This is a genomic window from Lentilitoribacter sp. JB5-8 (assembly GCF_055693385.1).
Genome location: NZ_CM146332.1, coordinates 1,738,380 through 1,752,292 on the forward strand (window position 1 = coordinate 1,738,380; position 13,913 = coordinate 1,752,292).

General features: G+C 44.6%; 9 protein-coding genes. 4 read left to right on the forward strand and 5 right to left on the reverse strand.

The genetic code is table 11. The features are described from left to right. Nucleotides 1-45: 45 nt before the first annotated feature. Nucleotides 46-2,268 (reverse strand): hypothetical protein, encoded by a 2,223-nt coding sequence (locus tag ACZ1GZ_RS08300; protein WP_472668034.1) that lies wholly within the window; start codon nucleotides 2,266-2,268, stop codon nucleotides 46-48. Nucleotides 2,269-2,452: 184 nt separating this feature from the next. Between ACZ1GZ_RS08300 and ACZ1GZ_RS08305 the strand changes: the two genes are divergently transcribed. Continuing rightward, nucleotides 2,453-3,502 (forward strand): MBL fold metallo-hydrolase, encoded by a 1,050-nt coding sequence (locus ACZ1GZ_RS08305; protein WP_472668035.1) that lies wholly within the window; start codon nucleotides 2,453-2,455, stop codon nucleotides 3,500-3,502. Nucleotides 3,503-3,558: 56 nt separating this feature from the next. On the opposite strand, the gene ACZ1GZ_RS08310 is transcribed toward ACZ1GZ_RS08305, so the two are convergent. Then, nucleotides 3,559-4,671, reverse strand: a complete 1,113-nt coding sequence (locus ACZ1GZ_RS08310) for a vWA domain-containing protein (protein WP_472668036.1) — start codon at nucleotides 4,669-4,671, stop codon at nucleotides 3,559-3,561. A gap of 296 nt (nucleotides 4,672-4,967) precedes the next feature. Between ACZ1GZ_RS08310 and creD the strand changes: the two genes are divergently transcribed. Then, a complete protein-coding gene (gene creD, locus ACZ1GZ_RS08315; protein WP_472668037.1) occupies nucleotides 4,968-6,380 on the forward strand; it encodes a cell envelope integrity protein CreD in 1,413 nt (470 codons plus the stop codon). Between the two features lie 38 nt (nucleotides 6,381-6,418). Here creD and ACZ1GZ_RS08320 read toward each other — a convergent pair whose 3' ends face one another. Further along, a complete protein-coding gene (locus tag ACZ1GZ_RS08320; RefSeq protein WP_472668038.1) occupies nucleotides 6,419-8,536 on the reverse strand; it encodes a hypothetical protein in 2,118 nt (705 codons plus the stop codon). 248 nt (nucleotides 8,537-8,784) lie between these two features. After that, entirely contained in the window at nucleotides 8,785-9,966 is a 1,182-nt protein-coding gene (locus ACZ1GZ_RS08325) for a hypothetical protein (RefSeq protein WP_472668039.1), read from the reverse strand. 197 nt (nucleotides 9,967-10,163) lie between these two features. On the opposite strand from ACZ1GZ_RS08325, the gene ACZ1GZ_RS08330 reads away from it, so the two are divergent. Together ACZ1GZ_RS08330 and parC are read left to right on the forward strand one after the other, a co-directional pair. After that, nucleotides 10,164-10,802: a LysE family translocator gene (locus tag ACZ1GZ_RS08330; RefSeq protein ID WP_472668040.1), complete on the forward strand. Its 639-nt coding sequence runs from the start codon at nucleotides 10,164-10,166 to the stop codon at nucleotides 10,800-10,802. A 97-nt stretch (nucleotides 10,803-10,899) separates the two neighbouring features. Continuing rightward, a complete protein-coding gene (gene parC, locus ACZ1GZ_RS08335; protein ID WP_472668041.1) occupies nucleotides 10,900-13,152 on the forward strand; it encodes a DNA topoisomerase IV subunit A in 2,253 nt (750 codons plus the stop codon). On the opposite strand, the gene map is transcribed toward parC, so the two are convergent. Beyond that, nucleotides 13,149-13,913: a type I methionyl aminopeptidase gene (gene map, locus ACZ1GZ_RS08340; RefSeq protein ID WP_472668042.1), complete on the reverse strand. Its 765-nt coding sequence runs from the start codon at nucleotides 13,911-13,913 to the stop codon at nucleotides 13,149-13,151. The two genes, parC and map, sit on opposite strands and share 4 nt — an antisense overlap.

A 13,913-nucleotide genomic window follows, 5' to 3' on the forward strand; every position in this document is an offset into this window, starting at 1 on the left:
GATTCAATTATCACCATTTATTAATGATCCAACTTGCATTTAACGCTATTCATTCTCTGAGTTTTCAACCTTGGTTTTTGCCGTCAACATTGGCGGCCGGTATTCGCGATAAAATTGGTCGATCTCGAGGCCATAGGTCTTCTGAAAAGCTATTTCCCAGTCATTGCGAGCGAGCATTCTCCAGAGTCTAAGGTGGTTGGAATACCCACCTGGACGCTCGGCAAGCTGATGAAATGCTGGAATTCCAAAATCGAAATGTTCATCCAAAGGCACGATTTCATAAGGAACGATTGCGCTGGGGTCTTCAATTTTGATGGTATAGGTTCGGGCATCAATAAATTCTTGCGGCGACATGTTTGGATTAAATAAACTATGCAGGATGGCAATGGTCGTTCCTTCTACAGCCCAGACCGGACCTCTGCGTTTGACATATTCGATCGTTGACGGGTTTTTCGGCAGATATCCACCCAGTTGAAACTGTGTTTCGTGCAAAAGCTGGTGTGCTACAGATTCGGCAATGGTTTTGCTCAGCTCGGCTTTGTTTTCCAGCGACAGTTCCTCTTCCCCCATACAAATAACGAAATGACCATCTGAACCGAAAATTGCCGAGGGTCTGCCATCAGTGTTACAAAGCCGATCAATTTCTTTAAGCTGTGAAATACGGCTGTTAGGATCGCGACCTATCTTTTTGACTTCAGATGCTAGTTTTTCGACGTCGCGGCCATAGATTATGTCAACACGTCCAGGTACAAAAATACCCGCCAATCTGAGGCGACGATGCGCAAAATACGTCATGTCGACAATGAGTAATTTTTCTTGCTCTGTGATGTCATCAGCAAAGATGAAATTAAACTCACCCCCGGTGAAAGATGGTGTACTTCGCCACAAAATTGGATCTATAATTGCGATTTCATGGCACCAGGCAATTGCACTATCTTTGGTGAGTGCGCGTAGTTCGCGTAACTGTGGATGAGTTTTTATTAGTTTGGATAATCCATTTCGAGTTTTCCGACCTAAAATTCCGTCAACAGGTCCGACATTTATGCCCAACATGGATAATTGGTGTTGAACACATGCAACTCCTGGATCCGTATTTTTAGGGCCTTTTGGTACGGGCTGGTAAAGTGGATTTAAGTAAGAAAAATTACGATAAAAATCATTAGTTGATTGTCCGAATGCGCTCTGAAATGCAACATCCCAGTTTTGCCGCGCAAGTGCCCGCCAAAATTTAAAAATCAAACGTTCGTCATCGTCTTTAATCAGGAGCTGTGAAGCGCGAATAACGTAGCTTGCAAAGTCAAACTCAAAAGTCGAACGGTTATCGATCATCGATGCAAGTTTATAGCCAGAAAATAAGGGGGCGCGTGCTTTGAAAAAACCTTCAAAATAACCCGGCGATAAATGGGGATTTGCAAATTTTTGCTCAAAAACGGTGGCAGTTGCCTCGGCTAGCCAACGAGGGCCCGAAAGGGCAATTCTTTCTTGAAGATCCAAAATATTAGTTGGAACGTAACCGGCCAATTGTCGATTAATTTCATGTGCAAGCTCATGAACCAACAATATGTCGAGCTCCTTTTGAATGGCTGTCAGATCTTGATCAGGGCGAGAGCAGATTACAATAACTCCACGTAAGTTTAATCCACTCATTAATTGGTTCGTGCATTGTTCATGAATAATTTGTTGCACATCAGAGTAAGGGATTTTACTCTTGTTCAGGTCCGTAACAAATCTGGCGATTTCAGCTTGATCATCGGAATATATTAGCTGTACTGAATCAACTAGAGAGAACCCATAATTGGAGAAAAAATCACTCGCTGTTTCCATAGCAATTCGCAGGCTCTTTATGTCATCTTTACTCGCATTCTTACCTGCATAAATCTTAAACTCTCCGTGAACTTTCGCGGGCCAATATTTCTGAAGCGATTCAACAGACAAACCGATTTCATGGCACCACATGACCGCGTTATCAGCGTTTATCGCCCGCAGCCCTTTGAGGTCTTTATGAATGCTCTTCAAAAGCTCAATGGCGTTTGGTATGTCGTCGTCCCAGTCTGAACCGTTTGCTTTTACTTCGATACCGCTGGCAATAAGTTGTTGTTTTACGCATTCAACATTTGAATCACTTGCGAATGATTGATTAATGCCGAGAATGAAGGAGGCGATGATTATGAATCTGACAAGACTAAACAAAATAAACCTAAAATTGTAAGTTACTACTCTTCCTTGATAATTAGCTTTCGTATAGCGATCAAGTGGATTTACTCCCAAGATAATAGAATCCTTGGATAAATAGGTCTCTCACTCACATTTCAAGTTAGAATGAATAATACACTCACTGCTTGATTGTGTTGGTATGCGCTTAAGATGAACAGGTTGATCGATCTTCATGTGATTTGAAATATCGATATTTTTATAATACACTTAAATTTATCGATAAATCGGGAGGATATTGATGAAGAATTTGTTACTGGGAATAGCATCTATTGGATTGCTGTCCGTCATGTCATCCGGCGCAGAAGCGGCCGCTTGTATGAAAGTTACGCTAACCGGAACTCAAGGTGGCCCACCGGTCTTCATGGGGCAGGCGGGTGCTGGAACGCTTGTGCAATTTGGTGATGACAGTAAGGGCTGTAATTTCGTCAACTTACAATTTGATACAGGACGTGGGACAACGCAGCGGCTGTCACAATCCGGTGTTCCGGTCGGCAAGCTCAATGCTATATTCTTAACTCATATGCATTCTGATCATACAGAAGGTCTCACCGATATGATGCAGCTGCGTTGGCATTTCAATTCAGGTGGTCCGAAGGTTGATCTGGTATGTTCTGATGACAGCAAATCACCTTTAGGTCACACGCTCAGCTGTCGCAAATACGCCAAACACATTGGTGATGCGTTGATTAATTCAGGCGAAATGGCGCAAAGGCTTGCGGAGAACAAAAAACGTTTGCCGGGCGGCCCAGCTGATTTGATCAATACCAAAACATTCCCGCAAGCCAATGAGCCAACGATGGTTTGGAGCTATGGCAATGTGAAGGTTTATGCGATCAATTCACGCCATATCCCAGGACACGCTTCTTATCGTGTGGATACCCCAGCGGGATCTGTTGTGATCGGCGGTGATGCAGGCAATGATGCGCCAAAACCACCGCGCGCATCCTCAACATCAGCTCAGGTTGAAAAGCTGGCCATGGGTGCGGATATCATTGTTCATTCGACCATCCATCCAGTGATGGGCCCGGATAAAGATAGCGGCTTCCCGCCACCCATCTATTATCGTCAAAGTACTGCGACTGATTTAGGATCTATGGCGCTGCGAACAGGTGCTAAGCATCTCATGCTAACCCATCTTATTCCACCGATGAATGCCAAACGGCAGGGGCCATATCCAATCCCCGGCGGTGGATTGACCGAAGCCGATTATAAGCAAGCTGTGTCCGATGGTGGCTTTACTGGCAATACTGTTGTCGGAACTGATCTCGTCAGCGTTCAGATGCCTTAAAATACGTTTGATCGCATCCTGCTTTTGGGATGCGATCAAATCTAGTTTTTCAAACTTTACAATGCGTTACGCACCGCTTCATCAAATGATGGCGCAGACATCGCCGTTGCGTTTTTCTCAGCATCCTTGATGAAATCATCCCGCTTCGTGACAAGTTCACTCATTTCAGCTTCAATTGTCTTACGTTTTTCTATGATCTCTGCGATGTAGCTTTTCTGCTCTTCAGGGGTCATTTTCTGCATCGGTTCTGGCAAATGCTCAGGCACAACCGCTTCCAGTTCAACATCTTCATTGCGCACTGCTGAAACGATATCACCGCCACCGGTCACGACTTCTTTTCGAGCCTCACGTTTTGAATAAAAGGCTGAATTATCAACGCGTTTAGACACGCTTCCCGAAGATTTATCGATGATCTTCTGCTCTAATGCAGCTTGTGTTTCTTTCGGGCCATAAGGCACAATTGTTCGGTCAAGCTTATGTTGAAGATCAATGATCTGTTGATCATAAGGGGTTTCGATTTGCGAGATCTGACCACCATCTTGCGGGATGGGGATATAGCTGCCACCACCTCGTTGGGCGATATCTTTCCAAAAATTCTTGGTTACATTTGAAAGACCTGCTTGCACAGCATGTACGGTAATATCCTGATCAGATGCTTGCTTTAAAACTTCTGGATATTTGGGTGCATTGATGTAATCCATATGGGGAGGGGCATCACCAACTAAGAACACGATCCTTCGCGTATCATCACCCTTCGTCCAAGCAATTTGATCAATCGCCGCATCTAAGGCTTCGTTGACCGATTCAGGCGTGTCGCCACCGCCATTTGCACGTAGAGCAATCAAGTTGCCATATAGTCCTTGAATATCATCACTCATTTTGTGCATTTTGATGACATAATCATCGCCGCGATCGCGATAGGCAACCAGCGCCATGCGGATATTTGCTTTTGGATTAATATCGACAATTGTATTGGCAATCGACCAAATTTTCTGTTTAGCGCCTGCGATCAAGCTCGCCATCGAACCTGTTGTATCAAGCACAAAAGCAACTTCAATTGTATCATGTTGATTGTTGTCAGATGTATTTTGGCTGGCCTGCACTTGCGATCCCAAAAGGGCAAAAGTCAGGGCTGTAAAAGTAGATAGATTTAAAAGATGTCTTTTCATGAAAACCACTCCCCGTTTCATTCAATGGGGAGAGCATCAAAGACAAGCGTGACAGATTTTGGGCTTGATCAAGGTTATATTGTGGTTTTAACAAGGCAGAAATTTTCTCAAAATTTGTAACAATCGAGCTTATTCTCTTCAATTTATTGCGAAAATAACTCCTAATCCGTCACATTTCTTGATTGGTGGTCCAAAAATCACCTCAAAATAACCTTTCGTCTGTCACAAAGGTATAGAACTTCGGCCCAATTTCATTCCTATCGATAGCGCTTCTTGAAACGACATCAGGAGGCGACATGTCAGACAATCAAGACGTTCAAAATCCATCGCAGACGGTGGTAAATCAACGACCATCATTCTTCCAAGGTCTATCATCCAGTCCGGGATTTAAGTTTATCATCACCGGTGTGATCACCTTTTTATTACTTATTCCAGCACTATTGGTTTGGGCGTTAGTGGAAGAACGCGCCGACAGGGCTGATAAAGTAGCGCAATCGATTTCTCAAGGTTGGGGCAATCAGCAACGCATTAATGGGCCGTATTTAGTGGTGCCCTATCTCACCAAACAAAAACAAAATGACGTTTATATAGATGTGCGGCGATATGCGATTTACTCGCCAGCAAAATTGGAAACGACGAGCGAACTTGAAGTTGAAGAACGTAAAAAATCGATCTATTCCACTCCGCTTTATCACATGAAGTCCAAACTTTCGGGCAGGTTTGATCCTATCGATACAAGCCAAATTGTAGCTCGTAACGGACGAGTTAGATTGCGAGAAGCATTTTTAGCAATTGAGGTATCCGATCTTGCAGGTTTCCGCTCAGAAGTCGTCGCGCAGCTCAATGATGGCGAGGAGGTCATTTTTGCACCTGGATTGGCCGGGTTACATCCAAGCAACTCACACAATCGATATAATAATTACAAAAATTCAGCAAAATCGAGCGGCATACATCTAGATGTCGACGAAGCGTTATTAGACCAATCGATCAAGTTTGAGATTGACCTTGCTATCAATGGTTCCCGCGCTTTGGAAATCGTACCTAGTGGTAAAACAACCGAAGTCACCATGACATCTAACTGGCCACATCCAGGATTTAATGGCAGATTTCTACCCGAAACAAGAAACATTACTGAAACTGGGTTTGATGCAAAATGGACCGTACCAAATTTAGCGCGCGGTATAAGCGCCGTTTCATTTGGCACACAAATCAGTAATGCAAATTCGATCATCGAGGTGAGCTTTGTAAAACCGTTAAAGTTCTATCAGCTTGTATCTAGAACGCTAAAATATGCCGTGGCGTTTTTCTCGCTTGTTTTCTTGGCCATCTTCATCTTGGAACTTACAAGTCAAAATTCCGTTCACTGGATCCAATATATTTTAACAGGCTTGGCAATGGTGGTTTTCTATATATTGCTATTGGCATTGGCCGAGCAGGTAGGATTTGACATTGCTTATATTGTTGCAAGTTTGGCGACCACGGGGCTGATTGCCTGGTATGTTGGAAATGCGCTTTCAAGTCGCAATGCAGTATATGTATTATCAAGCGTTGTGGGCCTGACATATGCGATTATGTATCTGATCTTGAAAGAGGATGAATATGCGCTGCTAATCGGTGCAATCATCGCCTTTGCCGCGATTGCCTTTACCATGTATGCAACACGCAATGTGGATTGGTCAAAAAGCGCTCATAAAACACCTAGCGCTTAGGCAATGATGCCTCCGGTATTAATTATGCCGGGGGCTTTCTAACTTCGACCGTCTTTGATTTGTTGATAAAATTCACCGACGCCAATATTAAAAGCTGTCTCAAACGCGATTTGCCAGTTTGAACGTGAAAGTTCATCCCAATAAACAATAAAGCTGTCATAACCGCCGCCGCTTTCAGCCAAAATGTGAGCTGCCATGGCACCACGTTTTTGGTGTTTTACAGGGCTTGCAGGGCCATAGGCCTCCAGCTGATGAAGCTCTGAGCCAATGGATTGGCTTTCACCGATACGCTTGGCAATGTGATCAGCAAATGAGCTTTTGGGCGCCTGCATATAATCAATAAGTGCTTCTGAAATGCCCTCATAAAGCCAACGCGGACCAAATTGGAAGAATTGATCGCTTACCTGCTTATCGGGCCATGCATAGCCTGCCGATTGCTTCAAATACTCATGAGATAATAAATGCATTGCAACATCATCTAGGTTGGATCTGTCTTTCAAACAAAGTCCAATGACCCCATCTGATGAAATGCCACCAGATTGAGCGCCTGTGCATCTATTCTTCATATCTTGTTTCACATCATCTAAATTGATTGGCGAACGCAAATTAGGTTCAAGCAAAGACAATAGTTTGTCTTCATCCGATGACGCGACCACCTTTATAGCGCCTGTGGGTCTAAACCCTAGTTCAGAAAGTGATTTCAATGCCTTATCGATCGATGTCCGAATAGCGTTCCTGTTCGTCATATCTACAGTATCATCGAACTGATATTTCAGTGCATTTGGTTGAGCGGGCCAATAAAGTTGCAAGGCTTCATCGATCAACCCAATTTGACGGCACCACATAAGTCCGTTGTCGCGAGTTAAATCATCCAAATCGGCAAGTGATGGATATTTCTCAATAAGTTTTTTCGCCCCACGAAAAGTTTTACGACCATAAAGGCCGTCAATCTGACCAACATTGATTTCATTCGCGGTGAGTTGCTGTTGAACACATGCAATACCTGCATCATTATCCGTTATAATTGGCGCATTCAAAAATTTTGCGGGCGTGGGTCTTTGCCAATCAAACTCGCGGTAAAATGCGTTGATTGATAGTCCAAAGGTTGACGCAAAGGCTGTTTCCCAGTCGCTGCGCGCCATTTCTTCCCAAAAGTTGATAATGCCGGCCAGCCCCTTCTTTTGGGCAACCAAATTACCAGCCAAACTCGCATAGGTTCCAAAGACGGCTTTTTCTGGAGCATCTCCATAGCGTAAAGTTGATAGTGTTCTACCGGAAAATCGCGTTGCATCTTCAAGGATAAGATTGATCAATATTTCGCTTCTTACACCCCGATAAGAATAATCGCTTTCAAAGGCAATCGCCGTTCCTTCCACCAACCAGCGCGGGCCATTGATAGCAACAATTTCAGAACGATCGCTAACAAGCGCTTTTGTGTAGCTGGTATATTGGCGCTGAACCTCATGCGCATATTCGTGAACTGCGATATTTTTTAAGACGCGCTCACGCCTCGTGACGTCAGTTTTGGGGTCAAAGCAAAATGCAATTAATCCATTGATATTAAGTCCGCTTAAGGGTTTGCCAGCACATTGCCTTTTTAAAATATCAATCCCGTCTTTGACCGGGATCGCGTTGCGCGCAACCTGGTTTATTGAACGAGCAAGTGCGTTTAAATCATCCGATGCAACAACATTTACAATGCCGGGTAATTCGACATCAAATTTGTCAAAATACTGATCGGCAATCTCCATTGCAGAACGGATACTTTGCTGCTCAGACGGGGTCAGCGTGCCGGAGAAAAAGTACTTTAGTTTTGGAGCATCATGAGTTGGCCAATGTTGTTTAAGCTTCGGCGATAAAAGCGCCATTTCACGACACCACATTAAGGCGTTATTGGAATTGAGTGAATTGAGCTCTCCAAGTTCGGGCATCTGTTGTATAGCTTGTTGAGCACCAGCGGCGGTTTTCTTGCCAAATAGCCCATCTACAACGCCTATATCAATATCAAGTGAAGTAAGCTGATTTTGTACACATTTAACACCCGCATCGCCGCCTTCAGCACCATATGCGGGCGAGATGGATGCCAGTGACGAAATCACAAGTGAAACAGCTATGGCAGCCAGCCCAGCTTGGTCTTTTAGTCTTTTGAGTATCACACCGGCTACCTTACACTTTAAATCAATTATGCAAATTTTTATCGATTTTAATGTCATACGCTTCAGATACAACAATGAAAACATGAATTGCATCACAAATTAGCGAGCTCTCAGGTTTTAACTCGCTTGGCATGAAATGTGTTGCACCGTTACATCGAACTGGTTTTTCGCATGTTTTTAATGTGTTTTATAGCCAACAAAAAAACCCGCCATGTCGTGTGGCGGGTTTTAAAGAGAGAATGCATGAATTACTGGTTTGCGGTCACTTGTACATTTAACAGCTCGGCCAAAGTACGTGGGTCACCCATTGCAGAGCCTGCAATTTGTCCAAAGGGAACAGGTGCTTCCGGTGCTGCTTTAATCTCGATATTTTGCGGGTTATCCAAGAAAGCCGAAGCTGCTGTTGTAATCTGCTGCTGTAGAGCAGGAATACCTAAGCGACCTAGCGCAAATGGCAATAAACCCTTTGCAGCTTGCGCCATTTGTTCGGCGGAAATGCCCTGTTGCTTACCAGCAAATTCCAGCATTTTGCCGGTGAGTGATGCATCATCAAAGCGCAATGCCAGTGAGTTAAATGTCAGCTGTTGCATGAGCCCCATGGTTGCAAGACCCATTGCTTGCTGGGCTTTTGGATCATTTGCCTTGCCAACCATTTCGCTTTGCAATGTTTGAAGCTCCTGCAAAAATTCCATTGTGTAGCCGGAAATATCTAGTGACGTGTTTAATCGACCCACATCATTTAAAGTGAGCGCCATTTCTGGCATGTTGATCCGGCCGCTTTCAACGTCCCACGCTCCATCCATTTTCAAATCACCTGTTAGAACGCTATAGCCCATGCTTTCAAGCGTTTGTCTGGCTTTGGGTTCTTTAACCAGCGCGAGATCGATGGCAATTCCATCAACCGTCCCCGTAAATTCCATACTTGATGTATCGCTGATATCGAGATTAAAATCAGATCCTGAAAATTTGAATACATCCACATTTTCAACGGTTACACTCATTGGACCTGTTTTAAAACGCTCATATAAGAACATGTCCATTAGTTCCGTCATCTCTTCGCCAGCTGGGATAGTTAGGTTTGAGATTTCAATGCCACCAAGTTGGATTCTAGCACCGTCTGACGTGGCATCGATATCTGCAATGGATGCAGTTTCAGCTTTGTAACCACCGTCACCGATTTCACTTACCCCGGTAAAGACAATATCACCAATAGGTACACTGCCTTGTGGTGCTTTAAATGATGCTGATGACAATGTTATCGTCGAGCCATCCAAACTCGCAGAGCCCACTTCCATAACCGAACCCGATTTTGCGAATGTTTTAATCAGCTGTGCAGAAAACGCGTCTGCATCCAACGCCAAGGAAGGAATAGCACTCCCCAACAGAATTGAGCTTGCAAGAAGTGCGCGTTTTGAAAAATTAAATGACATTAAATGCTCCATGGCGAATTGATTTGCTTCACAATTTATGTGCGAATTGTAACATTCTCAAGTTACTTCGATCATTTTGGTTAAAGTAGGGCAAAGACTTTGAATAAGATATCAATCAAAGCTTCTAATCTTCTGGTGCATCCAACTTGACTTGTTTTGTTAAAAGAACATAATAGGAACAAATTGAGGGGTTTGTTATGCAAGATTTACAGATTTATTTGCCAGGCTTCATCGTAGGATATGGCATCTTTTTGGTCGCCATGCTTTCACCAGGGCCAAATATTCTGACCATTATCGGCACCTCAATGAGCACAGGAAGATCCGCTGGGATGGCGCTCGCCTTTGGAACTGCGGTTGGCTCATTCGGCTGGGCACTATTGTCAATTGCAGGGCTTACCGCAGTTATTGCCACTCACGCATGGGCGTTCACGCTTGTGAAGATAATCGGTGGTTTATATCTGTTATGGCTGGCCTATAAATCATTCTTATCAGCGACAAATGATCAAGACATGAGCATGAAGCCGCTCAAAGGGAATGCCACACATTTTAAGTATTTTTGGCGTGGTTTTACTGTGCAAATGACAAATGCTAAAGCAGCAATTTTTTGGGTGGCAATGATGTCTGTCGCTTTTAAAGATGGCGCGCCGGTATCCGTTATGTTGTTATTTGGCGGAGGCGTTTTTGTGTTGTCGTTTGTCTTACACCAACTATATGCCATTGCATTTTCAACCAATGTGATGGTCAAAACCTACACAAAAGCAAGACGGCCCTTGCAGGCCATATTGGGAACATTTTTCACATTTGCTGGCTTTAAGTTGCTTTTGTCACGCAGTTAAGAAAAAATATAGAAAAACCCTATAAAACCCCAGCTTTGTTGGGTGTAACGCACCTCAATTGCTTGCCCCGAATCAAGCCATAGGGTAGGTGGAATCTATGGGAAAAGAGATTACACCGCCTTCAGGCGGATCAGATGACATTCAAAGTGTTGATTTAAAGGCTGCGCTCGAAGAGCGCTATTTGGCATACGCGCTGTCGACCATCATGCACCGGGCATTGCCTGACGCGCGTGATGGTATGAAACCAGTGCACCGCCGTATTGTTCATGCAATGAACGATATGGGCCTTAAATCCAATTCGTCATTTAAGAAATGCGCGAAAATCGTCGGTGAAGTGATGGGTAATTTCCACCCGCATGGTGACCAGGCGATTTATGATGCTTTAGTACGTTTGGCGCAGGACTTTGCCGTTCGTTATCCGTTGGTCAACGGCCAAGGAAACTTTGGTAACGTCGACGGCGATAACCCCGCTGCGATGCGTTATACAGAATCCAAAATGACACCAGTTGCTGAATTGCTGCTTGAAGGCATTAACGAAGATGCTGTTGATTTCCGCACGACCTATGATGAGGAAAACGAAGAGCCGACAGTTCTGCCCGGTGCTTTTCCAAATCTGCTTGCCAATGGATCATCCGGTATCGCCGTGGGCATGGCAACGTCTATTCCACCGCACAATGCGGCCGAGCTTTGCGACGCAGCGCTACATCTCATCAAGTTCCGCAATGCTGGCATTGAAAAGCTTGTGGAGTTTGTGCAAGGGCCGGATTTGCCAACGGGCGGCACGATCATTGAAGATAAAGAAACCATTGTAAACGCCTATAAAACAGGTCGTGGTGGCTTCCGAGTTCGTGCGAAGTGGGAAAAGGAAGAGACTGGTCGTGGTGGTTACCAGATTGTTGTCACCGAAATTCCATATCAAGTTCAAAAATCTCGTTTGATTGAGAAGATTGCCGAGCTTTTGATCGCTAAAAAACTTCCACTTTTGGACGATATTCAGGACGAATCTGCAGAAGATATTCGCGTTGTATTAACGCCAAAAAACAGATCTGTCGATCCAGAGATATTGATGGAATCGATGTTCAAGCTCACCGAGCTTGAAAGCCGTATTTCGCTTAATATGAACGTCTTGAGCCAGGGCAAAGTGCCAAAGGTTATGTCCTTGCGCGAGGTGCTGCTTGAGTGGGTTGATCACCGCCGCGATGTCCTGCAGCGCCGTTCTCGCCACCGCTTGGCAGCAATTATTCGCCGTTTGGAAATTTTGGGTGGTTTGCTTGTCGCCTATCTAAATATCGACGAAGTGATTAAAATTATCCGTGAGGAAGATCATCCAAAAGCTGTGATGATGGAGCGTTTCAGCCTTACCGATCTTCAGGCTGAATCTATCCTCAATATGCGCTTGCGTTCATTGCGCAAACTTGAAGAGTTTGAAATTCGCAAAGAGTTTGATGCGCTTGAGGCTGAAAAAGCCGAAATTGAAGAGCTGCTTGGATCTGAAGAAAAGCAATGGCAGGCCATTTCATGGCAAATCCGTGAAGTTAGAAAAACCTACGGTAAAGATACCGAACTTGGCGCGCGTCGTACCGATTTTGGAAAATCAATTGATATCGATGATAGCGCAATTTACGAGGCGATGATTGAAAAAGAACCAATCACCGTTGTGCTGTCTCAAAAAGGTTGGGTGCGGGCGATGAAAGGGCATATGTCCGATTATTCAAGCCTAACCTTTAAAGACGGCGATAAGCTCAAGCTTGCCTTCAGTGCCTTTACGACAGACAAAATCTTGATCATGACGACGGGTGGTAAAGCCTATACGTTAGGCGCAGATAAATTCCCAGGTGGTCGTGGTCATGGCGAACCGCTTCGTATCATGGTCGATATGGATAATGATCAGGATGTGCTCACCGCTTTTGTGCATCAGCCTGAGCGCAAACTCTTGCTTGCATCTAATATCGGCAATGGCTTTATCGTTAAAGAAACCGATCTTGTTGCTAACACCCGTAAGGGCAAACAGGTCATGAATGTTAAGATGCCTGATGAAGCGCAATTATGCGTCGAGGTGCGTGGCGACTACTTAGCAGTTGTGGGTAAAAACCGTAAAATGCTGATATTCCCGCTCGATCAATTGCCTGAAATGGCGCGTGGTAAAGGCGTTCGTTTGCAACGTTATAAAGATGGCGGCGTGGCCGATGTCAGATGCTTCTTGATGGAAGAAGGTCTGACATGGGAAGACAGCGCCGGTCGTTCGTATACACGCATGAAAGACGAGCTGATAGAATGGATGGGCGATAGAGCCCAAGCCGGACGGATGGTGCCAAAAGGCTTCCCAAGATCGGGTAAGTTCTCGGGTTAGGGCGTGATTTCACCCTGTCGTAAAGTTAGAACTTCCGCTCCGCTACGGGTGACAGCAACTGTGTGTTCAAACTGAGCTGACAGTTTTTTGTCTTTTGTTGTAACTGTCCAGCCATCATCTTCCGTCACAACGCGCCGAGAACCCTGATTGATCATTGGTTCGACTGTAAACACCATGCCTTCTCGGAGTCGCAAGCCAGTATTTGGTTTGCCAAAATTTAGGATTTGAGGATCTTCGTGCATTTTTTGGCCAATCCCATGGCCGCAATATTCTCTCACAACTGAACAACCTTTGTTTTTGGCATATTTTTCAATGGCAAAACCAATATCGCCCAGATATGCGCCAGCGCGAACTTGTTTTATCCCCTGCCACATGGCTGCATTGGCAATACGCACAAGCCGTTTTGCGGAGGCGGAAGCATCACCTATGACATAGGTTTTGCTGGAATCTGCGATGTATCCATCTTTTTCCAAGGTGATATCAAAATTGATAATATCGCCATTACAGATCACATCATGTGCATTAGGAACACCATGGCATACGACATTATTGGCAGAACAATGCAGTGAGAATTCAAATCCATATTGGCCTTTACTGGCTGGTCGTGCTGAAAGCTGATGTGTGATGAAATCATCCACGAAATTGTTGATCTTAAGGGTTGTTTGCCCCTCAAGTTGCTGCGCATCTAGCATCTCAAAAACGCGCGCCAACAACTTTCCAGAGACCCTTAAAAGCGATAGTTCTTCAGGTGTCTTGACCAT

Bases quoted from the DNA above. Each gene is read 5' to 3' on its own strand.
- ACZ1GZ_RS08305 (WP_472668035.1), top strand. From the start codon at position 2,453: ATGAAGAATTTGTTACTGGGAATAGCATCTATTGGATTGCTGTCCGTC.
- ACZ1GZ_RS08310 (WP_472668036.1), bottom strand. From the start codon at position 4,671: ATGAAAAGACATCTTTTAAATCTATCTACTTTTACAGCCCTGACTTTT.
- creD (WP_472668037.1), top strand. From the start codon at position 4,968: ATGTCAGACAATCAAGACGTTCAAAATCCATCGCAGACGGTGGTAAAT.
- ACZ1GZ_RS08325 (WP_472668039.1), bottom strand. From the start codon at position 9,966: ATGTCATTTAATTTTTCAAAACGCGCACTTCTTGCAAGCTCAATTCTG.
- ACZ1GZ_RS08330 (WP_472668040.1), top strand. From the start codon at position 10,164: ATGCAAGATTTACAGATTTATTTGCCAGGCTTCATCGTAGGATATGGC.
- parC (WP_472668041.1), top strand. From the start codon at position 10,900: ATGGGAAAAGAGATTACACCGCCTTCAGGCGGATCAGATGACATTCAA.
- map (WP_472668042.1), bottom strand. From the start codon at position 13,913: ATGGTCAAGACACCTGAAGAACTATCGCTTTTAAGGGTCTCTGGAAAG.